Annotated in this window: 13 protein-coding genes; 10 read left to right on the top strand and 3 right to left on the bottom strand. The window is 39.3% G+C overall.

Annotated features, from left to right (window positions below):
* Nucleotides 1-87: 87 nt before the first annotated feature.
* Nucleotides 88-1,728: an ABC-F family ATP-binding cassette domain-containing protein gene (locus tag E7276_RS11990; RefSeq protein ID WP_294217936.1), complete on the bottom strand. Its 1,641-nt coding sequence runs from the start codon at nt 1,726-1,728 to the stop codon at nt 88-90.
* A gap of 250 nt (nt 1,729-1,978) precedes the next feature.
* On the opposite strand from E7276_RS11990, the gene E7276_RS11985 reads away from it, so the two are divergent.
* The 5 genes from E7276_RS11985 (at nt 1,979) to E7276_RS11965 (ending at nt 9,488) form a co-directional block, all read left to right on the top strand.
* Nucleotides 1,979-4,282, top strand: a complete 2,304-nt coding sequence (locus E7276_RS11985) for a RelA/SpoT family protein (protein WP_294217933.1) — start codon at nt 1,979-1,981, stop codon at nt 4,280-4,282.
* 1 nt (nt 4,283) lies between these two features.
* The gene (locus tag E7276_RS11980; protein WP_294217932.1) at nt 4,284-4,907 is read left to right on the top strand and encodes an MBL fold metallo-hydrolase; all 624 of its coding nucleotides are present in this window, start codon (nt 4,284-4,286) and stop codon (nt 4,905-4,907) included.
* Nucleotides 4,908-4,912: 5 nt separating this feature from the next.
* On the top strand, nt 4,913-6,352 hold the full coding sequence (gene hemZ / locus E7276_RS11975) for a coproporphyrinogen dehydrogenase HemZ (protein WP_294217930.1): 1,440 nt from the start codon (nt 4,913-4,915) through the stop codon (nt 6,350-6,352).
* Nucleotides 6,343-7,602: a histidine--tRNA ligase gene (gene hisS, locus E7276_RS11970; RefSeq protein ID WP_294217928.1), complete on the top strand. Its 1,260-nt coding sequence runs from the start codon at nt 6,343-6,345 to the stop codon at nt 7,600-7,602. The genes hemZ and hisS overlap by 10 nt, the downstream gene beginning before the upstream one ends.
* 230 nt (nt 7,603-7,832) lie before the next feature.
* Nucleotides 7,833-9,488, top strand: a complete 1,656-nt coding sequence (locus E7276_RS11965; protein ID WP_294217925.1) for a methyl-accepting chemotaxis protein — start codon at nt 7,833-7,835, stop codon at nt 9,486-9,488.
* Between the two features lie 161 nt (nt 9,489-9,649).
* On the opposite strand, the gene E7276_RS11960 is transcribed toward E7276_RS11965, so the two are convergent.
* Entirely contained in the window at nt 9,650-10,174 is a 525-nt protein-coding gene (locus tag E7276_RS11960; protein ID WP_294217922.1) for a flavin reductase, read from the bottom strand.
* A gap of 12 nt (nt 10,175-10,186) precedes the next feature.
* Nucleotides 10,187-11,959, bottom strand: coding sequence for an EAL domain-containing protein (locus E7276_RS11955; protein ID WP_294217919.1), 1,773 nt, complete (start codon nt 11,957-11,959; stop codon nt 10,187-10,189).
* Nucleotides 11,960-12,312: 353 nt separating this feature from the next.
* Here E7276_RS11955 and E7276_RS11950 point away from each other — a divergent pair, with 353 nt between their 5' ends.
* From E7276_RS11950 to E7276_RS11930, 5 genes are all read left to right on the top strand, one after another.
* Nucleotides 12,313-13,377: a branched-chain amino acid aminotransferase gene (locus E7276_RS11950; RefSeq protein WP_294217916.1), complete on the top strand. Its 1,065-nt coding sequence runs from the start codon at nt 12,313-12,315 to the stop codon at nt 13,375-13,377.
* On the top strand, nt 13,356-15,992 hold the full coding sequence (locus E7276_RS11945) for a putative bifunctional diguanylate cyclase/phosphodiesterase (RefSeq protein WP_294217913.1): 2,637 nt from the start codon (nt 13,356-13,358) through the stop codon (nt 15,990-15,992). Before E7276_RS11950 ends, E7276_RS11945 begins: the two co-directional genes overlap by 22 nt.
* A gap of 63 nt (nt 15,993-16,055) precedes the next feature.
* Nucleotides 16,056-17,321 (top strand): serine hydroxymethyltransferase, encoded by a 1,266-nt coding sequence (gene glyA / locus E7276_RS11940; protein ID WP_294217910.1) that lies wholly within the window; start codon nt 16,056-16,058, stop codon nt 17,319-17,321.
* A gap of 210 nt (nt 17,322-17,531) precedes the next feature.
* A complete protein-coding gene (locus tag E7276_RS11935; RefSeq protein WP_294217908.1) occupies nt 17,532-22,619 on the top strand; it encodes a SpaA isopeptide-forming pilin-related protein in 5,088 nt (1,695 codons plus the stop codon).
* Entirely contained in the window at nt 22,620-23,204 is a 585-nt protein-coding gene (locus tag E7276_RS11930; RefSeq protein WP_294217905.1) for a class D sortase, read from the top strand. It abuts the gene before it with no gap.
* The last annotated feature ends 38 nt before the right edge of the window (nt 23,205-23,242 follow it).

Genomic DNA, 23,242 nt, shown 5'->3' with positions numbered 1-23,242 from the left:
AGTCTTTAGACTCCAGTGCCGGTAACAAGCCCTTATAGGGCTAGAACAAACCACCGGCTAAGCCGGTGGTTTTGATTGTGCTTTATTTTAGTCATCCTCAAGTTCATCAGATGAAAGCTCAAGTACTGTACGCTTACGAGCCATTTCGTCTGATTCAAGGTACTCATCGTATGTTGTCATCTTATCGATCATCTGTCCGTTAGGAAGAATTTCGATGATACGATTTGCTGTTGTCTGTACGATTTCGTGGTCACGAGAAGAGAAGATGATAACACCTGAGAACTTCTGGAGACCAGTATTAAGTGCTGTGATTGATTCCATATCTAAGTGGTCAGTAGGCTCATCAAGCATGAGAACGTTAGAGTTTTCAATCATCATACGTGAAAGAAGAACACGAACTTTTTCACCACCGGATAATACCTTCATTTTCTTAGCGCCGTCATCACCAGCGAAAAGCATACGGCCAAGGAAACCACGTACATAAGTAGCATCCTTAATCTCAGAGAACTGTGTAAGCCAGTCAACAATAAGAAGATCTGTGTTAAAGATTTCTGTATTGTCCTTAGGGAAGTATGACTGTGAAGTTGTAACGCCCCACTTGTAGCTTCCTTCGTCTGGCTCCATTTCTCCAGCAAGAATCTGGAATAATACTGTCTTTGCCTTTTCGTTTGAACCAACTAAAGCAATTTTATCCTCACGTCCTACATTGAATGAAAGGTGGTCAAGAATTAACTCGCCATCAATTGTCTTTGTAAGGTTTTCAACTGAAAGAACTTCGTTTCCGATTTCACGAGCTGGTCTGAAATCGATGTATGGGTATTTACGGCTAGATGGACGAATGTCATCAAGCTGAATCTTTTCAAGAGCACGCTTACGAGATGTAGCCTGCTTTGACTTAGAAGCGTTAGCAGAGAATCTCTGAATGAACTCCTGTAATTCCTTGATTTGCTCTTCCTTTTTCTTATTAGCTTCCTTACGCTGCTGAATAATGAGCTGTGATGACTGATACCAGAAATCATAGTTACCAGCGTAAAGCTGAATCTTGCCATAATCAATATCTGCTGTATGTGTACAAACCTTATTTAAGAAATAACGGTCATGGGATACAACGATAACTGTATTTTCAAAGTTGATAAGGAACTCCTCTAACCAACCGATAGCGTCTAAATCTAAGTGGTTTGTAGGCTCATCGAGAAGAAGAACATCTGGTGAACCGAAAAGTGCTCTAGCAAGAAGGATTTTGACCTTTAAAGCACCAGGAAGCTCAGACATCTGTGTGTAGTGGTACTCTGTGTCTACGCCGAGTCCGTTAAGAAGAGTAGCAGCATCAGATTCTGCATTCCAACCATCCATCTCTGCAAACTCTGACTCTAACTCAGCAGCACGGATACCGTCCTCATCAGAAAAATCTTCCTTCATATAAATAGCGTCCTTTTCCTTCATGATATCGTAAAGACGCTGGTTACCCATGATAACAGTATCAAGAGCTGTGAACTCATCATATTTAAAGTGATCCTGCTCTAAGAATGAAAGTCTGTTGCCAGGGCTCATTGTAATTTCACCGCTAGTAGGCTCTAACTGACCAGATAAAATCTTTAAGAATGTAGATTTACCAGCACCGTTAGCACCAATGATACCGTAGCAGTTACCCTCAGTAAATTTGATATTAACTTCTTCGAAAAGAGCCTTTTTGCCAAATCGAAGAGTGACGTTATTTGCTTGAATCATTTAACTTCCTTTCTCTATACAAAAAAACAAGTTGGAAAACAAGGCAAGCCAATGAAGTCCAACTAATAATCAAACAGAGTAATGATATCAAAAAAATGTGGTTTTGTACAGACGAAACATAGTCTAGAAAAGCATGTATTTGAAAAATTGCCTATAAATCATGGAATTTAAGTTCATTAGTATTATTGCATTTTCCCCTGTTAAATTATATAATGTTTAATAAAAATTTTATGGGAAAGGCGGTGAAATCATGGCTATTCATACAGAAAATGAATTAGAGCAGCTTGAGAACAAAATTGGCATTGAAAACCATGGTGTTATCGCTACAGCAGATTTTGTTGACCCAGACGAATTATACAGGGAGCTTATTGACAGAGTTCGCAAATATCATCCAAATGCTGATATTTCCATGATTGAAAAGGGATATATGGTTGCCAGAAATGCCCATGAGGGCCAGTGTCGTAAATCTGGAGAGCCTTATATTATCCATCCACTTTGTGTGGCTATTATTCTTGCAGATTTGGAGCTAGACAAAGAGACAATAGTAGCAGGCCTTCTTCATGATGTTGTGGAGGACACCATCTGCACTAAGGAAGAAATTGCCCAGGAGTTCTCAGAAGAAGTAGCAGAGCTTGTTGATGGCGTTACCAAATTGGGACAGTTGAACTATGATGCTGATAAAGTCGAGATTCAGGCTGAGAATTTGCGAAAAATGTTCCTTGCAATGGCAAAGGATATTCGTGTCATTCTTATTAAGCTTGCGGATAGACTTCACAATATGCGTACTTTAAAGTACATGCGACCTGAGAAGCAAAAGGAAAAGGCAAAGGAGACAATGGAGATTTATGCTCCACTTGCTCAGCGTCTTGGTATCAGCAAGGTCAAAATAGAGCTTGATGACTTATCACTTAAGTATTTAGAGCCAGATGCCTATTACGACCTGGTTGAAAAAATAGCACTTAGAAAGAGTCAGCGTACCGAATACATCAATTCATTGGTAACTGACGTTGCAAAGCACATCAAGGCAGCAGAAATCAAAGCTGACGTTTATGGTCGTGCAAAGCATTTCTTTAGCATTTATAAAAAGATGGTCAATCAAAACAAGACCATTGATCAGATATACGATTTGTTTGCAGTTCGTATTATCGTTGATTCCATAAAGGATTGTTATGCAGCCCTTGGCGTTATCCATGAGATGTACACACCTATCCCTGGACGCTTCAAGGACTATATTGCTATGCCAAAGCCTAATATGTATCAGTCTTTGCATACCACAGTTATCGGTCCTAATGGTGCGCCATTTGAGATTCAGATTCGTACCTATGAGATGCACCGCACCAGTGAATACGGTATCGCTGCCCACTGGAAATACAAGGAGAGTGGAGAGGGCTCTACAGTAGTAGGCGAGGAAGAAAAGCTTTCTTGGCTCCGCGAGATACTAGAGTGGCAGCAGGAAATCTCTGATAACAAGGAGTTTTCATCTTTATTAAAATCAGATTTAAATTTATTCTCGGATACAGTATTTTGCTTTACTCCATCCGGTGATGTTAAAAACTTGCCTAATGGTTCCACACCTATCGATTTTGCCTACGCTATTCATTCAGCAGTAGGAAATCGTATGATTGGTGCCAAAGTAAACGGCAAACTCGTGCCTATTGATTATGTCATCCAAAATGGTGACAGAATTGAGATTGTTACATCTCAGAATACAAATGGCCCTAGCCGTGATTGGCTCAGCATTGTCAAATCATCTCAGGCCAAAAACAAAATCAATCAATGGTTCAGATCTCAGTCTAAGGATGAGAATATTGCAAAGGGCAAGGAATTAATTATTAATTCTGCCAAGCAAAAGGGCATTGATATAGGTGAGATTAATAAGCCTCGTTATCAAGAGCTTATCAAGAATAAATATGGTTTCCACAGCTGGGAAGATACTCTTGCAGCCGTTGGACAGGGTGCCATCAAAGAAGGTGCTATAATCAATCGTATGTATGCAGCCTACCAAAAGGATCACCCAGTCAAGGTTACTGACGCAGAGGTTCTTGCAGAGCACTCAGGGAACGGCGAAAAAATCAAACCAAAGTCAAAGAATGGTATTACAGTTAGTGGTTTATACGACGTTTCTGTACGTTTTTCAAAATGCTGTAACCCAGTACCTGGTGACGAAATCGTTGGATTTGTTACAAGAGGACGTGGTGTTTCTATTCACAGAACAGACTGTATTAATATGATAAATCTGCCTGATTTCGAGAAAGAGCGACTTATCGAGGCAGAATGGGCTCAGGATGCTACTGAAGAAGGAAAACGTGGTGGCGTATACCTAACTGAGATTAATATTTATGGAAACAACCGAACAGGACTTTTGGTTGACATCACTAGAATATTTACTGAAAGAGAAATCGATATCGACTCTATTCATTCCAAAACTAGCAAGCAGGGCGTTGCTACCATCACCATCAAATTTGGTACACAGAGTCGCGAGCAGCTTAGATCACTTGTTGAGAAAATCAAGCAGGTTGAGTCAATTATCGATGTAGAAAGACCTAGAGGCTAAAATGAAAGTAATGCATGTACTGTTGCCAGTTTGCGCTATGAACTGTTATCTGGCAATTAATGAAAATACAAATGAATCAATCATTATTGATCCAGGCTCATCACCGGACCGAATCAAAAAGGCTGTTGCCCAGTCAGGCACAAAGCCAGTGGCAATCCTTATCACACATGGCCATTTTGATCATATCGGAGCTGCCGATGAAATCGCCAAAGAATACAAGGTCAAAATCTTTGCATATAAGGGCGAGCGAGAGACTATTGAGAATCCTGGATTGAATTTATCTGGTGATATGATTTTTAAACCAGCTTCATATCACGCAGATGAATATCTTGATGATGAGCAGGAATTGGATTTGGGTGGACTTCACTTCAAATGTTTAGCTACACCAGGTCACACTGCAGGTGGATGCTGCTTCTACTTTGAAAAAGAGGACATTTTGTTCACAGGCGATACACTATTCTGTGGGTCCGTTGGACGCACAGATTTCCCAGGTGGTTCGATGTCTGATTTAATTAACAGCATCAAAACCAAAATTATGATTTTACCAGAGGATACAATTTGTTACCCAGGACACGAGAGTGCCACTACAGTTGGTGACGAGAGGATGTATAATCCCTACTTATAAAAGCTATGATATATATAAAACTTAATGAAAATAATTTTGAGTATGACATATACTCATTGGTTAAAGCCTTCTACCCTAAGCAAGAGGTTAGAATTGGCACAGACGAGGCTCCTTTGGATGAGGAGCTTTTGTTTAGCATGGATGTAGAATATTCCCAGCAAAAATTGACTCTTGATGGCGAGGAAATCGAAATTGATTACTCTAATCGTCCTGACACCAAGAATCGTCTAAAGCTTGCTATTTACAAGAGTCTCCATGAGCGTACAGGCAAGGACCTTCCATGGGGAACACTTACAGGCATTCGCCCTACTAAAATTTCCCTCGGAATGATAGAAGAGGGCGCCAGCGATGAGCAGGTTGCCGAATACATGAAAGATACCTATCTGACATCTCAGGCTAAAATCGATTTGAGTCTTCAGGTTTCCCACAAGGAACACGAGCTGTTATCAAAGATTGATTATGACAATGGCTACTCGGTGTACATTGGCATACCTTTCTGTCCAAGCACATGTCTTTATTGTTCATTTACTTCCTATCCAATAGGGCTTTGGACTAAAAAGCTTGATGACTATATTGATGCATTGGAAAAGGAAATGGCCTTTACCGCCGAAAGCTGCAAAGGCAAGAGCCTTACTACTATTTATATTGGCGGTGGCACACCTACTTCTCTTGATGCAGAGCATTTAGATAGACTTCTTACTTTGATTGATAAATATTTCGATACTCAGTCGTTGCTTGAGTACACTGTGGAGGCGGGACGTCCTGATTCCATTACCCTTGAAAAGCTTCAGGTAATGAAGAAGCATCCAGTTACTCGTATATCCATCAATCCACAGACCATGAATCAAAAAACACTTGATTTGATTGGCCGTTTTCATAAGGTTGAGGATATTCACAAAGTGTATGGTTGGGCGCGAGAACTAGGTTTTGAAAATATAAATATGGATTTAATTTTGGGGCTTCCTGGCGAAACTATAGAGGATGTTCAGTATACATTATCAGAGGTAAAGAAATTAGCTCCTGATAACCTTACAGTTCATTCTCTTGCGCTTAAGCATTCTGCGAGACTCAATTATGACAGAGAATCGTACGAGGATTACTTAATCGAGAATTCTCAGAAGCATATGGATATTTGCCTAGAAGCAGCCAAGGAAATGGGAATGGCTCCATATTATTTGTATCGTCAAAAGAATATGGCGGCTAATCTCGAGAATATTGGATACGCTACACCTGGCAACGAGGGCCTTTATAATATCTTGATAATGGAAGAGAAACAAACTATAATGGCACTTGGTTGCGGCACAGCCTGCAAATTCGTTGCAGACCATGGCAAAACCGTTACAAGATGTGAAAATGTCAAGGATGTACAGCTCTATATGGATCGCATTGACGAAATGATAGATAGAAAAAGAGAGAGACTTAGAGAGGATTTAAAATGGCTTTAAACAAGAAACCAGTTAACGGAATGAAGGACATTCTCCCTTATGAGATGGAGGTTCGTGATTACGTTACATCTATTATCAAAGATACTTATCGTTCATTTGGATTTACACCAATTGAGACACCAGCTATGGAGTCTATTGGCAATCTTTCAAATAAGCAGGGTGGAGAAAACGAAAAGCTTATTTTCAAAGTGATGAAGCGTGGAGAAAAACTCAACATTCCTGAGGCTACTACAGAGGAGCAGGTTGTTGATTTTGGTATGAGATATGACCTCACAGTTCCACTTTGCAGATTCTATTCAAATCATGCTAATGAGCTTTCATCACCTTTTAAGGCTCTTCAGATTGGTTCTGTATGGAGAGCAGATAGACCACAGCGTGGACGTTACAGACAGTTTACACAGTGCGATATCGATATCCTTGGTGAGCCTAGCAACTTAGCAGAAATCGAGCTTATCCTTGCAACAACTACTACACTTGGACGTATCGGATTTAAAAATTTCGAAATTAGAATCAACGAGCGTCGTATTCTTAAGGCTATGGCAGCATATGCTGGCTTTGAAGAAGCAGACTATGATTCTATTTTCATTACACTTGATAAAATGGACAAAATCGGTCTTGAAGGAGTTTCAGCAGAGCTTCTTGAGGCAGGATATTCAAAAGAGTCTATCGATAAATATGTAGGTCTTTTTGCTGCACTTGAAAATGTAAAAGATGTTGCAGCCGGAATGGATGTTTTACTTGAAAAGCTTGGCGAGTTCCTTGATACTGAGGTCGCTGATTGGATGCGTGAAATCGCAGCAGCAGTTAACGCCACAAAGGAAGCTCAGTTCGAGCTTGTATTTGATCCAACACTTGTACGTGGTATGAGCTATTACACAGGTACAATTTTCGAGATTGCTATTCCTGAATTCGGTGGAAGCTGTGGCGGTGGCGGACGCTATGACAAAATGATTGGCAATTTCACAGGCCAAAACACACCAGCTTGTGGATTCTCAATTGGATTTGAGCGTATCATCCTTCTTCTTATGGAGCAGGGCTTCAAGGTTCCTGGAGCTAGTAAAAAGGTTGCATACCTTGTAGAAAAGGGCTATCCAGCAGAGAAGCTAGCCGAGGTTATGTCTCAGGCAAAGGAGGCTCGTGCAGCCGGTCAGACAGTATTAGTTGTTCGCATGAACAAAAACAAGAAGTTCCAAAAGGAACAGCTCACAAACGACGGTTACGAAGAATTTGTAGAGTTCTTCAATCGCTAAAAATTCAATTTAAAAAGTAAAGTTGATTTAAAATAGCCATCTAGTAGTTATCAAGCATAGGTACAGTGTATAACTACTAGGTGGCTTTTGTTGAGTGCAGAGTTTTAGACTTTTTTCACAGAATTTACTCAGATATTGGGTATAATTGCTTTGTTGGTCACACTTGCAAAGTTGAGTATTACGGTCGATCAATTTAGGGAGATATTACTTAACCGTAAGGAGGTTACCTCATGGAAGAAAAAAGCAGAAAGATGTCCCTTAAAATTTTCCTGACCGGCATGGTTATGCTGTCAATGATTTTAGTGGGTGCGGCATCAACTATTGTAGGTATTTGGAATTTGCGTGTTGGTATGGAGGATGAGGTAGAGCAGGGCGTAAAGGCTGCTTGTCAAACATATGCAATGGTATTGAAGTATACCGCCAGCGATGCAGAGTCGGCTGCTAATTTGGAATCTGAGATGAAAGAGTCCACTGGCTATGACTACACATTTTTTGTCGGAGATACTAGAGAACGTTCGAGTATTGAGGGTGTAGTTGGAACAAAAGCTGGTGATGCAGTAATAGAAGAAGTATTAAATAATAAAAATAGTTATCAGGCAAAGGATGTAGTTATCAATGGTGAGAAGTACTATGTTGCTTATGAACCACTCATCAATGAAGAGGATGGTAGCGTTTTTGGAATGGCTTTTGTTGGTCTTCAAAAGAAAAATATTAGTACCTATATCAGCTATCGAATCAGAATTATGATGACTATTGCAGGTATATTTATTATTGTACTTACAATAGCAACCATCCAATATGTGCTCCGTATGGTTAGAGCATTGGATGAGAATGTTAGAGCTGTTCGTCAAATGGCTACTGGTGATTTGGCTATTCAGTTGAGCGAGAAAGTTAGAAATCGTCAGGATGAATTAGGTGAAATGTCCTCTGCTTTATTTGATATGGCTGCAAAAGTTCGCAGTGTAATCGGTAATGCCAGAACCTCTTCCAATGAAGTTGATAATTCTGCAGGTTATTTATATAACACTGTGCAGACGATAACACAAACTGCTGAGAGCGTTACATCATCTGTTGCACAGGTTGCATCCGGTGCTTCTACTCAGGCGGAATCATTGCAGGCAGCAGTAGAGTCAGTTAATGATATTAATGAATCAGTTAATCTCATTACTGTAAATACAGAGGAAATGCAGGGACTTGCAGATTCTATGCAGGAGAATTCCTCAGCCAGCCAGGAGAAGCTTAATGAACTTAGAATGTCCACAAGAGAGAGTATTGCAGCAATTGATGGTATTGTAGAACTCATTGGAAATACAAATACAGCAGTAACGACTATTAGCGAGGCAGTTGCTATTATTGATGCAATTGCAGCTCAGACCAATTTGCTTTCCCTCAACGCTAGCATAGAGGCAGCACGAGCAGGAGAGGCTGGAAAGGGATTTGCAGTAGTAGCTGATGAGATACGTCAGCTGGCTGACCAGTCTGCTGAGGCTGCTAGAAATATTCAAGAGGCTATGAAGGGATTGGCATCTGACTCTAATAAGACAATGGAAGAGGCAGGCACAGTTCAGGAAAAAATCAGCAAACAGCGTAGCACTATTCATAGAACAATCGAACAAGTTGATACTCTTATTGATGAGATTAATAAATCGATTTCTCTTACAAGAGCAATTGTCGAAAATGTTGATAAGACAGAGGCTGCCAGTGCAATAATCTCAGATACAATAAATAATCTATCTGCTATATCTGAAGAAAATGCAGCAAGCTCAGAAGAGACACGTGCTTCGATGCAGGATCTCTCCAATACCATGGAAGACCTTTCCGACAAAGCAAACGGGCTCAACGTCATTGCAAAAGAGTTGGATGACGAGATGGCATTCTTCCACTAAAAGTGCATAGTTCTCGATATTAGAGCAATAGATGTTTATATGCAATAAAATAACCACCTTATAGCTATCAAGCTCTTAGTGTTCCCGAAGGCTCACGTTTCAGTGACCGAAGGGAATATCTAAGGCTTGATAGTGTAACAAGGTGGTTTTTTAATTTAATTTTATCTTGCTCTAATATCGAGAATCTCTCCTATATACATAGTATGGAAGTCATCTAGGTGACGGTTTGTATAGTGCTCGTCTAGAATCTTTGGGTCCAGGATGGTGTTTTCTGTCATAGGTACAGCTGCAATTTTGCGGCAGAAGATAATGAAGTTGGCATCGTCAATGTAAGGACAGTTAAGATCGTGTGTAACTGTAACCTTGCACTGAGCAAGTTTATCTTCGCTACGTCCACTGATTTTATCAAGAATCTTCATAAGCTGTACGTTGTTTTTGTCGTTCATATCAAAGAAGCAAGCTGAGAAATATTCTGACTCATCTATAAGCTCCTTGGTATAGCGAGTATTGCGTAGGAAAGCATATACTACATTTTTGCCCCAAATATGCCCAACGCCGCCATTGTGTGAGGCCATTGCGTTGACCTTTCCGTTTGCTTCGGCAACAATTGCTATACCGTCCTCTGCAAGCTTTTTAATTGGGTTCCACTCTAACATATCGATTGGATAAGGTTGAAAAGTATGCATGTGTATTCTCCTTTACAAATTATGCTGCTGAATGAAACGTAGAAACTCGTGCTCTGGCAATGGCTTTGAAAACAGGAAGCCTTGAATATAGTCAACGCCTAATGCCTTCATTGCATCTAGTGCATCGGTGGTTTCTATTCCTTCTGCAACTATTTTAATACCCATTGAATGGGCCATTTCTATAACAGTTTTAACAATAGCCTCAGCTTTTTCATTTATAAAATATTCATCGGTTAGATGTTTGTCTAATTTTACAATTTTGACAGGCAAATCGATGATGTAGTTCAGATTAGAAGATCCATAACCAAAATCATCAAGAGAGAATGTTAGACCAAAATTCTCTAGCTTTTTCATGTTGGCTAGAAGATTATCGGTATTGCTAAGTAAACTGGTTTCTGTAATTTCTAGATTCAACTGGTTAGGAGATATATTGTGCTCCTTAATCAAGTCAATAAAACGTGATGCAAATAAAGGATGCTCACCTTGTTTTACAGAAAGATTTAACTCGATATGTTTAACGCCGATTCGTTCCATCTTGTAGGATTTCATGAAGGAAAGAACTTTTTTATAAATTGTATCCGAAAGTGGAATGATGCGGCCTGATTCCTCAATAATAGGAATGAATTCATTTGGTAGAACCAAAGTGTCATCGGCAAGTCTGATTCTTACCAAGGCCTCAGCGTAGGAGTAACTATTGTTAGCAATATCAAAAATAGGTTGATAGTGAACTTCTATACGGTTTTCTTCCATAGCTTCAACAACCATTTTCTCCACGATTTTCTTATTGCGAAGCTCTTTCATAATATCTGTATTAAGTACTATTTCATTTCCAGGTAGCTTATTGGTATTGTTTGGAATATAGCCTGATAAAAGGTAAAGCAATTCATCGGCATTTCCTGCAATGCTACTATCTGGAACGATAGTAAAGAACGGACTCATTAATGTGATGGCATTTGAAATATCTGGATTGTCTTCGACAGATTGGAAATATGTGGAAATCCTAAATTTAGTGCTTTCCATGAATACATCTTTTTCAAATACCAGTAAAAAATAACCTTCTGCAGTATCGAAGACCTTAGCAGTATCTATGCTGAAAAGGAAATCTGAGAGCATAGAAATGGTTCGTCTAAGTAATTTGTTTTCATTAGAAGAATCAGCTACGGTTCTAAAAGAAATCATCATTACTGAGAATTTCTTTCTTGTTTTGTATAGATAATCAAAATATTCTCTGATTACAGCAGAACTGAAATGACCAGTTCTTCTAGAAATTGAGCTTTGAGGGTTTTCAAGCTCAAAGTACATAATCAGCGCACCAAGGCATGATGCAAAGCTAACAATCAAAAACTTTGGATAGAAATATTGGAATACTGCAGCTGCAATCCAAATGGACATCCAAACAAGCAGTGCAGAAATTTTCTTGCTTTTGATATGGTTCTTTAGGATCACTGTTGACCCAATGGTGGATGCAATGTAGAGTCCAACAAAGCCGTAGGTAATCAATGTAGCAGGACCATAGGAATAAAGCTTAATTCCATCGTAGTAGGTGTATATCGGAGCATACATGGTGAGAATCAGTCCTATCAAACATACCAGCTGGAAGAATAGACCTATCATTTTCTCATGCTTGCTGCCGAAAGTTTCTAGAATATCGGCTATGGCGTAGGCCAGTGCTAAAAAAGCCACTAGCTGCAAAAATACAAGATAGATTTTGCAAACTAACAATACTAGAATTTCGCTATATCTAGTTGAGTTGACAATAAAATAGCAGGATGCAATATCCGACAATACACACCCCAATATTACATATAAAGTTAATCGAAAATAGCGCTCTGAACCTAGACCCATAGTGGGTTGACGGCTGTAAAAGAATAAGAGGATTGCAATAATTGCTAATCCGCATAATTGAGTGTAAATATTCATATTTATTGACCTTGCTAGATGTATTTGTCTGAATTATAACATTTATCGAAGGATATAGTCCATGCAATTGGCATAGTTCACAAAATATTAAACAAATATACATTTTTTCTTGTAACCGTCAAGGATAATTTAACACACTAAAGTGTTGACGTGCTCACAAAAAAGGTGGATAATGATAGAAATTATTTAAAAACAACAGATTATGTTCGGAGGCTACTATGGAAATCAGATTTGAAAAACGCGAAAAATTAAAGGAAAAGCCAGATTGGAACAACCTTGGTTTTGGAAAGTACATGACTGATTACATGTTTGTTTGTGATTGGGATAGAGAGATTGGATGGCACGATGCTAGAATAGTCCCAGAAGGACCAATCGAACTTGATCCAGCATGCATGACACTTCATTATGCCCAGGAGACATTTGAAGGATTAAAAGCTTATCGTCGTGAAGATGGCAAAATCCAGTTATTTAGACCAGAGATGAATGCCAAGAGAATGATTAATTCTAATGAGAGACTTTGCATGCCAGCATTCCCAGTTGAGGACTTCGTTGCAGCTGTAAAGGCGCTTGTTAAAACAGAAGAAGCTTGGGTTCCATCTGAGAAGGATACATCACTTTATATTAGACCATTTATGTTCGCTACAGAGGCTGCTCTCGGTGTACATATGGCAAAATCTTACAAATTTATGATTCTTTGTTGTCCAGTTGGCGCATATTACGCAACAGGACTTGACCCAGTAAAGATTTTAGTAGAAAATGAATTGGTACGAGCAGTTGCAGGCGGTACAGGATTCACAAAATGCGGTGGTAATTATGCAGGTTCTATCGCAGGTCAGGTTAAGGCAGAAAAGCTTGGATATTCACAGGTTTTATGGCTTGATGGTAATGAGCGCAAATACGTAGAAGAAGTAGGAACTATGAATATCATGTTCAAGATTGACGGGGAAATCTGGACAGCTCCTACAGTTGGAACAGTTCTTCCTGGTGTTACCAGAGATTCAATGATTCATCTTCTTCGTGATTGGGGCTACAAAGTTCGTGAGGAGCGTCTTGCAATTGATGACCTTATGAAGGCAGGCCACAATGGCAAGCTAGAAGAGGTTTTCGGTACAGGAACAGCAGCAGTTATTTCACCAGTTGGTGAACTCCGTTTCAAGGACGATGTTGTTGTAATAAATGGAGGTAAAACCGGAGAGCTTACTCAGAAGCTTTACGATACTCTTACAGGTATTCAATGGGGTAGGCTTGAGGACAAGTATGGATGGACTCAAATAATAGAGTAGCAATCGAATTAGAAGTTAATAATGAGGCAATGCAGTCTTTGCAGGACTCATTTTGTAAAGCCAACAACTTATATCTCATGTGTGTTGGCAAATCTCAGGGTCAACTTACAACCTTCTCAGGCACAAAGCCTGAGGAGAACTTTGTTGACTACAATTTCACTGCAGAGCTACGCAGGGAAATTATAGATTCCTTTGTGGATGGTAATGTTGAAAATGTTATTGAACGTTACGGCACAGAGGAATATTTGTTATATAGAGGTGTAGCTATCCGTGGCGGAGCGGGAGAATGCATTGGAGTTTGGCTATGCTTCGGCGTTGACAAGGAGAAGCTTCCTATTGGAATTCAGCTTCCAGAGGAGATTCGACTTACTACAGCGGATTCTTTTGATAAATCTATTTCTCTCATTGAAAATCTTACAAAGCATTATTTCGCAGAAAAAATTAAAGCACAGGCATTAAAGCTGAAGCTTTCAGATGAAAAACAGGCCGAGATAGAAATTGAATCTCGACTTAAGAAAAATGAGATTATGACAGAAATTCTCAGAGATATGGAGTCTGAGGATTCTTTTGCTGATATTGCTAATAATATCCTTGGGGCAGCTGGACGTTATTTAGAGTGTACAAACACAGCTCTTTTACAAATCAATCCTGACGGTGTGGATGCAGACATGATTTGTGAATGGGTGGTAAAAGGAAGAGAAGCTCTTAGTCCAAAGTTTAAGCAGGTTCCAGTAATAAGCTTGCCATTTATGAATGGAAAGCCATACACCATTTCTTCAGATGCAGTTCTTCCAGAGCTATTTGAAGTATTCTTCATAAAGCATGAGATAAAGGCAGGTATTTTCCTTCCTATCAATGTAAATGATTCAGCAGCCATGTATCTTTGCTTTATCTCAAGAGGACAGGAGCGCAAATGGAGTGTAGAGGATCTTAGATTCGCCAACGACATCAAGCGAATCCTTCACTCTGTTTTACTTAAAAAGATTACTGCAAATTCACTTGCAAGTTCTTATTCTGCTCTTGAGGCAATTCTTCAGAACGCAGGCTATGGAGTTGTGGTAGCTGATTTAGATACCAAGGATTTACTTTATAAAAACGAGACATTCTCACGAATGTTTGACAATGAAATTGACAGACTTGCTATAGAAGAAATCATTTTTGATAAGCGTTATACCTTATCTGAAATCAATGGCTACTCAGCTAATGGTTCAGGAAAATGGTTTGATATTTCTATAGCTGCTATTGAATGGGTAGATGGCAGAGAGGTTAGACTCCTTACCTTCTACGATACAACAGAACTTAGACTCTATCAGAAAAAGGTAGAAAAGCAGGCCCAGGAGGATGTTCTTACTGGTCTTTACAATAGACAGGCATGTGAAAAGGACATTTCTTTAGAGTTCCATGTGGCTAAAAAGCTTAACAAGGAATTTGCAGTTCTTATGCTGGATTTAGATGATTTTGCCAGCGTAAATGAAGGTCTTGGATATCAGATCGGTGATGATTTGCTAGAGTACATTGCCCATAGCATCAACGACATTTCTTATATAAATGGAAAATGCTATCGAGTAGGCGGCGATGAATTTGCGGTAATTGTTGACCACGCAAACTTTAAGAACCTTGATATGATAATAAAGAGAATAATGACTCTCTTTGACAATCCATGGACATTAAACGGCCAGGAATACTATTGCACAGTTAGTATGGGCTGCGTAAAGGGTCCTGGAGACTTAGAGGATTCTTCAGCTATTCTCACTCGCCTAAATATTGCCCTTCATGGTGCAAAGAATCGAGGCAAGAACAGATTCGAATTTTACGATGCCAATTCTGATGCAATAGTAGCAGAAAAGGTTAAATTAGAGCAGGCTCTCCGCAGAGCAGTAGAGGATGGTTGCAAAGAGTTTGAGGTTTACTATCAGCCAATTATGGAGTTTGTAAATAGCATTCCAACATGCTGTGGTGCAGAGGCCTTAATTAGATGGAACTCTTTGGAATATGGTCTTGTTTTGCCTGACCAGTTTATTCCTCAGGCAGAAAAGCTAAAACTCATAAATACTATAGGCCAACATGTTTTGGAAGAGGCCACTAGAAGCTGCAAACATTGGAATGACTTTGGTCATCCAGAGTACAAGGTTAATGTTAACCTTTCTGTTGTACAGCTTACTCAGGTAGATTTCATAGATAAATTGGATGAGGTACTAAAAGAAACTGGAATCAATCCAAACAATCTTACACTTGAGGTCACAGAGTCTCTTGCCATTAATGATATGGATAGGATGGTTGCTATTTTAGAGGGGATTCGTTCCAGAGGCTGCAGAGTTGCTCTTGATGACTTTGGCACTGGCTACTCATCGCTTAATTACATTAGAACAATGCCACTTGATACAATCAAAATTGACAGGGCATTTGTTTCAGATATGAACTCTGATCATTTTTCTGAGCTTTTTGTAAAGACTATTTCAGAGTTAGCAGATTCACTTGATGTGGATGTTTGCGTAGAGGGAGTTGAGTTTGATAAACAAATTGACATGATCGGAAAGTTTTCCGTAAATCTTGCGCAGGGCTTTTTCTTTGACAAGCCACTTTCGAAGGACGACTTCGAGAGTAAATATCTTTAGTGATTACCGAGCAATCGGTTCACATATAGGAACTATAGAAAGAAGTTATAGAAAGGGAAAGTAATGTACACATTAAAGGACATCAAAAACACAGATTCAGAGGTTGCAGAGGCTATTGTAAAGGAGTACAACCGTCAGTCAGAACACATCGAGCTTATTGCCTCAGAAAACTGGGTATCACCAGCCGTTATGTCAGCCATGGGCTCAGTTCTCACAAACAAGTATGCTGAGGGTTATCCAGGAAAGCGTTACTACGGTGGCTGCCAGGAGGTAGACGTAGTAGAAGAGCTTGCTAGAGAGCGTGCCAAGGAATTATTTGGTTGCGAGTATGTTAACGTTCAGCCTCACTCAGGTGCTCAGGCTAACATGGCGGTTCAGTTCGCAGTTCTTCAGCCAGGAGACACAGTAATGGGAATGAATCTTGATCACGGCGGACACCTTACACATGGTTCACCAGCAAACTTCTCTGGAGTTTATTTCAATATCGTACCTTATGGTGTTAATGACGAAGGTGTTATCGATTATGATGACGTTGAGCGTATTGCCCTTGAGTGCAAACCTAAAATGATTATCGCTGGTGCATCAGCATATTGCCGTAAGATTGATTTCAAGAGATTCAGAGAAATCTGTGATAAAGTTGGCGCTGTCCTTTTTGTAGATATGGCTCATATTGCAGGCCTTGTTGCTGCAGGCGTTCATGAGAGCCCAATTCCTTATGCAGATATCGTAACAACAACTACACACAAGACACTTCGTGGTCCTCGTGGTGGTATGATTATGTCTACTGCAGAAGCAAATGAGAAATACAATTTCAACAAAGCAGTATTCCCAGGTATTCAGGGTGGTCCTTTAATGCATGTTATTGCTGGAAAGGCTGTTTGCTTCAAGGAGGCACTTGACCCTTCATTTAAAGAATATGGAAAGCAGATTGTAAAGAATGCTCAGGCACTTTGCAAGGGACTTCAGGATAGAGGCATCAAAATCGTTTCTGGCGGTACAGACAATCACCTTATGCTCATTGACCTTACTCCATTTGAGCTTACAGGTAAGGTTGTTGAGAAGCTTCTTGATGATGCTCACATTACTGCAAACAAAAATACAATTCCTAACGATCCTAAGTCTCCATTTGTTACTTCTGGTATCCGTCTTGGTACACCAGCTGCAACAACTCGTGGTCTCAAGGAAGAGGATTTCGATAAGGTCGCAGAGGCAATCTCAATCGTTATCAAGGAGCAGGAAGCAGGAGTTGAAAAGGCTCGTGCAATCATCAAAACTCTTACAGACAAGTATCCACTTCCAGGTGATGCTGAGTTCAGAGCTGAGATGTAGATTGTATTTTTTATGTATTTAGATATGATTTGATACAATTGAATTACATTAATTTTGGGGAGATGTTCGACGTTGCCGGACATCTCTTTTTTTGTGTAGAACTTTCGCGAAACTGGTTTACTGAATGTCAGTTTTTTGCTATGTTAGTATACGTTGGCTTTCGAGCTGATGGGATATGATATAAATAATTTTGACTGGAAGGATGAGACAATGAAAAAGAAATTCATGGCAATGCTACTGGGCACATTGGTATTGCTAAATACTTTTGGAACTGACTTTGTCTCCTTTGCAGAAGGGGATGTTGAGTCTGTAGATGTTGTTGATTCAGCTGATGAGGAATCAGTGGAAATTGAGTCAGCAGACAGCATTGAGACAAAAGATGAAGCTGAATCAGTTGAGGAAAATGAAGAAGTCGCTGAATCAGGTGAAGAAATTAACGAAGAAACAACTGAGGAGATTACTGAGGCTTCCGAAGAGGCAAAAGAAGTAGTTGATGCTTCTGAAGAGGTAATTGAAGCAGTTGAAGAGACGGTAGCTCTAGAAGAAACCGAAGAAGAAACTGAAGAAGCTGAGGTTTCATTTGAGCAGTCCAAGACAATAAATGGAGTTCAGGTTACTCTTACAGCAGCTGAGGGCGTTTTGCCTGAGGGAGCGTATTTTAATGTAACTGAGCTCATTGATTCAAATACTGTTTCTTCTATAGAAGATGCAGTTGAGAAAAAGCTTTCTGATTCTCAGGAGATTACAAAGGTGCGCGCCTTTGATATCACAATAAGGGATGCAGAGGGTAATGAAATACAACCAGATTCTACAAAGGGAAATGTTACAGTTTCCTTTTCTAACATAGATACATCAGAAGCCAAGAGTGACGACAGTGTAGACATGGATGTTTACCACGTAACTGATGATGCAACGTCTGCCTCAGATATGGGGGCTACTGTTGGAAATGGTGAGGTCAGCTTTGATACCGAGCATTTTTCTACATATGCAGTCGTTTCTATTGAGGACAATGAAGCAGACCCTACTAAAGAAATCAATGAAAATGATTTGATTAAATCAGTAACTGTATCAAAGGTTGATAGTAATGGAAATGAAACTGCATTGACTTCAGATGGAGATAATGTCATTTCAAAGGATGATACAATCAGAGTTAAATATGTATTTAATGATATGAGTATTGTCCTTTCTGGTGACGAAAAATACGCTGCTTATAACTATGTATACCCAGGTAAAAGCTACAAGATTCCTGGCATACCAAGTGAGTGCGTAAGGTCGGATAATGCAGATATTACCGTGACAAATGGAACCACCACATTGGGAATCATCAGTTTTGATTCGGATGGAAATGCTATATTAAAGATAGCTGATTTTACAGAGACTATCGAGTCTGTCACAAATGCAACTGCAGGTTTTGACCTAAAGCTTGATATTTCAAGTGATGGTTCTAATGCCAAATCAAGCTATGATTTATCATTTGGTGGTACTACTATTACAGTTAATGTAGATGAGTACATGGCTAAGGCGCCTACAGTTACAAAGACTGCTAGTGACCCTGATGCTAATGGAGTTGTTACTTGGACAGTTACACTAAAAAATAACAGCAATCCAATCGAATATGTAGATGGTTATTCTTTTACAGATACATTTGGCTCAGGACAGGATTATGTTGCAGGCTCATTTACAGTAAATGGAACAAAAAGCGATATTGCCACAAATGACGGCTCTACATTAACTTGGACTTACAAAGATAATGAGGCGAGCGCAACAAATACATTCACATATCAAACAAAGATAGATGTTATTGCTAAAACTAGTAGCATCAACGAATCTAAAGAGATTAGTGAATCAGTTAGCAACAAGATTGTAGTTACAGCACCAGCTACTGATGATTATGATGCTTTAAATATTTCAGATTCAGCATCATCTACCTTTACTCAAACCATGGTTAAATGGATTGACAAAGAAGGCGGTCAGGTAGATAGCAATGGTGTTGCCAGCTGGACAGTCACAATCCAAAACAATGGATTTGATTTATATGATGTGGTCCTGACAGACAAAGTTATTGCTGATTCAGGTGTTACAATTTCCATTTCAGATGTTAAAGTTGTGGACAGTGATGATAAGGCTGTTACATATGATTATAGCTATAGCGATAACACTCAGACATTCAATTTCGGTAAAATGAGTGGCACAGCTAAATATGTTGTGACTTACCAAACTACAATTGAGGATTTTGATACATATATTAAGGAAAATCACACCATTCCTAAAAATCAGGCAACTATTTCATATAAATATAAAAATGGAAATGGTGAGTATGTATCTGCACCAACTCCACCTACAGTAGGTAAAAGCTTTGTTAACGAAACACTTCTAGTTACAAATGCTGCTATTCAAAAGGAAGCAGGCGGTTATGATGCAACAAATCATACTATTAAATGGAATGTTACAGTTAATAAGAGCAAGCAGTCCCTTACAAATGTAAGGGTGACTGATATATTGCCAGCTGACAATGACTATGTGAGCATTTCAGATGTTAAGTTAGGCGATACCACACTTAGTGGTGAGTCAGATTATTCTATAGATGAATCTACTAATGGAAAAGTTGTATTTGATTTTAGTAAGCAGAACATTGAAGATGTTCTTACATTTACAGTTACAACACGTCTTACTAATAAATCGGTTTGGGCAAGTAATGCTACCCAAAGTTATACAAATCAAGTTAACCTACATTATGGAGATACTGATGCGGTCAAAGCCACACACTCAGCAACTCAAAGCTGCACAAGTAATGTAATCAAAAAGACTGCAGGTTCATACAACTATGCAACTAGAACTATTCCATATACATTAGTTGTGGATACTAATGAGATGCCTATGGATGGTGTTAAAATTACTGATGTTCTCGATAGCAGATTAGAATATGTTGATGGCTCTGCTACAGGTGCAACAGTAGATTATGACACTGCTTCAAATACTTTAACTTTTGATCTTGGCTCTATTACAGGAAAATTTACTATCACATTTACAGCAAAGGTTAAAGATGGCGAGACATTTAAAAATACTGGTGATGTAACTATCAGTAATACTGCATCCCTCGTAAGTACACAGTATGCTACAGCCACAACATCTTCAGCTACTACTAAGTTTACTAACACAGTAATTGCAAAAACAGGTAGTCAGAACGAAGAGGTTATTGATTATACTGTTTCATTGAATCCGGCTCAGCAGACATTGTATTCAGATGATATTGACGAGGTTGTTATTCAAGATACATTAGGAGCGAGTCTTTCATTAGATGAGGATTCGGTTCATTTATATGAGGCTACAGTAGCTCAGACTGGAACGCTTACAGCAAGTACAGAAATCACAGGTGTGACAGTACGTGTTAACACGGTAGACGGCAAAACAGTTCTTGAGGTAGTAGTACCTAAGGGATATGACGGTAAGGCATTTGTGCTGAAATATACAGCCTACATGCTTAATAAAGATGCAGGAGATTTCACTAATGATGTAAAACTTGTTGGTTATGGTTCTGAAGAAACAAATAATGCAGTTGTTTCTTACAGCCAGTCTGATTTTTCTAGCGTAGATTTTACAAAGTATACATATTACTTCGCAGAGTTGAGAGATGACTATGATAGAACAATTCTGTTAAAAGAGGGACATTTTAAATTAGTCGATTTAGAAGGTAAGGTTGTTGCAGAAGCAGATATCGATAGTGATGGGGAAATTATTTTTAAGGGACCATCTATTCAGCCTAATACTGAATATAAAATTATACAGACAACAGCTCCTGATGGATACATTATTCCAGATGAGTATCAGACTGGAAAATCTGTAACAACAGGCGAAAAGGGGCTTACTGCAGCTAGAAAACAAAAAGAGAATAATACTCTTTATAATGCTAAGCCTAAGAAGGAAATCAGTATTTTAAAACAAGATGGCCTTAACAACTATGTGGCAGATGCTGGGCTTGAAATTACTTGGGTTAACTCTGATAGTACTGCTGAGTCAGCAGCTGCATGGACTACAGGTAATAGCAGTTATGAATTTACAGCCAGCGAGGATATCGTATATACGTTAACAGAAACAACAACACCATTTGGTTACAATACTGCAAATAATATCGTGTTCAAGGTGGAAGATGACCAGCTATATCAGAGAAATACTGATAATACATGGGCTGCTGTTGACTCGATTCTTATGATTGATTCTATTAAGGATACTTTTTCATTTACCATTAGCAAAATCTCTGATGGTCAGGGAAATGACCTTATAGGCGCAGAACTTATTCTTAGTGAAGAGAGTGATGTGGATGCAGCAAAGGACAATAACATCTCTTCATGGACTACAGATGGAAGTGCCAAGGAATTCGCTCTTCCAGCAGGAGATTACTATTTACACGAAATCGTAGCCCCAGCAGGATATGATGTGGCAGATTCTATACACATTGTAATTACAACTGATGGTGAGATTGAAGTAGATGATCAGGTTATTGATGATGCTAAAATCACAATGGTTGATTCATATAAAACTAAGACAATCACCGATGATAATGGTGATGAGATAGAAGTGCCAGACAGCACTGCTACATTTACAATCAGCCCAGATACACTTGGTATTGACCCAACTATTTTTGAGGAAATGAAGTTTACTTTATTCACACTTGATCCTATAGCAGGCAAGCTTGTAGAAGTGACACCTACTACAGTAGATGAGGATACATTAGAGTCGGTTTACGATTTGAAATATCAGGAAGAATATATTCTTAAGCCAACTGCTGAGATAGAAGGTTATGATCCAGTAGACCCTATTACAATCAAAATTGTTGGTACTACTAATGAGGATGGCGAGGTAGAAACATCACTTCTTACAAAGCCTATGGGCTCTACCGTATTTACGAATTCAACAATTACTGAGTTGGGCAAGAATGTTACACCAAAACTTACACCTGTCATTGTTCCTGAGGAGCCTACTACAGAGGTAACAGATCCTGTAGATACTCCAACTGAGGAGCCTTCAGAGACACCAGTCAAAGAGGCTACAGAGTCTTCGTCATCAACCAATGGTAGCCACCATTCACACTATGGAGCAGCACCTACTACTGATGTGGCTGATGAAGATTTGACAATTAAGGAGCATGAGATTGTTGCTTTGACAGATGATCAGGATTCAGCACCAACACTTGCAAAAACTGGTGGATTTATCGGAACCTTGATTGCATATCTTGCAGCAGTTATCCTTATTGCATGTGGATTGTTTCTTGTGTTTGGAAAAGAAAAAAGAGTTAAATAAATGAAAAAGCAAGTTATTAAAAAAGTAATTGGACTTGTTCTTATAGCATTGGGGCTAGGCTTATTGCTTAGCTCTATTGCTTTAAATATAAGACAGTACCATGAGAAAGAAAAAACTATATCAGAGTTTAGGGAATACATCGAAAGTGGAGAGGTCTATTCAGATATAGACAATGAGCCAGTAGTTGATGGCGACATGTTATGCATTCTTAGAATCCCATCCATTGACTCAGAAAATCCTGTTCGTGAAGGCGTTACCAGAAATGTTCTTTCTGAGTCCTTAGGACATGACTCCACTACTGTACTTCCAGGAGAGCAGGGTAATTGCGTTATAGCAGGACATCGCAATTACAATTTTGGAAAATATTTCAATCGACTTGATGAAGTAGAAGTGGATGATTTGATTTACGTGGACACAGCCAAAGGAACCTATACATACGCTGTGACAGAAATAAAAGTAGTGGACCCAGAAGACTTGTCAGTCCTAGAATCCACACCCGGCAAGGAGCAGCTTACGCTTTATACCTGCACACCTATTTACGTTGCGACCCACCGTTTAGTAATTGTCGCAGATAGAATACAGTAAGTTCGTAGCTATCATTCTCTGACTCTTACTCAAGCGAA

The organism is Pseudobutyrivibrio sp. (genome assembly GCF_015057185.1).
GTDB lineage: Bacteria > Bacillota > Clostridia > Lachnospirales > Lachnospiraceae > Pseudobutyrivibrio.
The sequence above is the reverse complement of the archived record's forward strand: the minus strand, read 5'-3'. Positions and strand labels throughout refer to the sequence as shown.

Excerpts from the sequence above, each read along its gene's own strand:
- E7276_RS11990 (WP_294217936.1), bottom strand. The coding sequence starts at position 1,728 with ATGATTCAAGCAAATAACGTCACTCTTCGATTTGGCAAAAAGGCTCTT.
- E7276_RS11985 (WP_294217933.1), top strand. The coding sequence starts at position 1,979 with ATGGCTATTCATACAGAAAATGAATTAGAGCAGCTTGAGAACAAAATT.
- E7276_RS11980 (WP_294217932.1), top strand. The coding sequence starts at position 4,284 with ATGAAAGTAATGCATGTACTGTTGCCAGTTTGCGCTATGAACTGTTAT.
- hemZ (WP_294217930.1), top strand. The coding sequence starts at position 4,913 with ATGATATATATAAAACTTAATGAAAATAATTTTGAGTATGACATATAC.
- hisS (WP_294217928.1), top strand. The coding sequence starts at position 6,343 with ATGGCTTTAAACAAGAAACCAGTTAACGGAATGAAGGACATTCTCCCT.
- E7276_RS11965 (WP_294217925.1), top strand. The coding sequence starts at position 7,833 with ATGGAAGAAAAAAGCAGAAAGATGTCCCTTAAAATTTTCCTGACCGGC.
- E7276_RS11960 (WP_294217922.1), bottom strand. The coding sequence starts at position 10,174 with ATGCATACTTTTCAACCTTATCCAATCGATATGTTAGAGTGGAACCCA.
- E7276_RS11950 (WP_294217916.1), top strand. The coding sequence starts at position 12,313 with ATGGAAATCAGATTTGAAAAACGCGAAAAATTAAAGGAAAAGCCAGAT.
- E7276_RS11945 (WP_294217913.1), top strand. The coding sequence starts at position 13,356 with ATGGACTCAAATAATAGAGTAGCAATCGAATTAGAAGTTAATAATGAG.
- glyA (WP_294217910.1), top strand. The coding sequence starts at position 16,056 with ATGTACACATTAAAGGACATCAAAAACACAGATTCAGAGGTTGCAGAG.
- E7276_RS11935 (WP_294217908.1), top strand. The coding sequence starts at position 17,532 with ATGAAAAAGAAATTCATGGCAATGCTACTGGGCACATTGGTATTGCTA.
- E7276_RS11930 (WP_294217905.1), top strand. The coding sequence starts at position 22,620 with ATGAAAAAGCAAGTTATTAAAAAAGTAATTGGACTTGTTCTTATAGCA.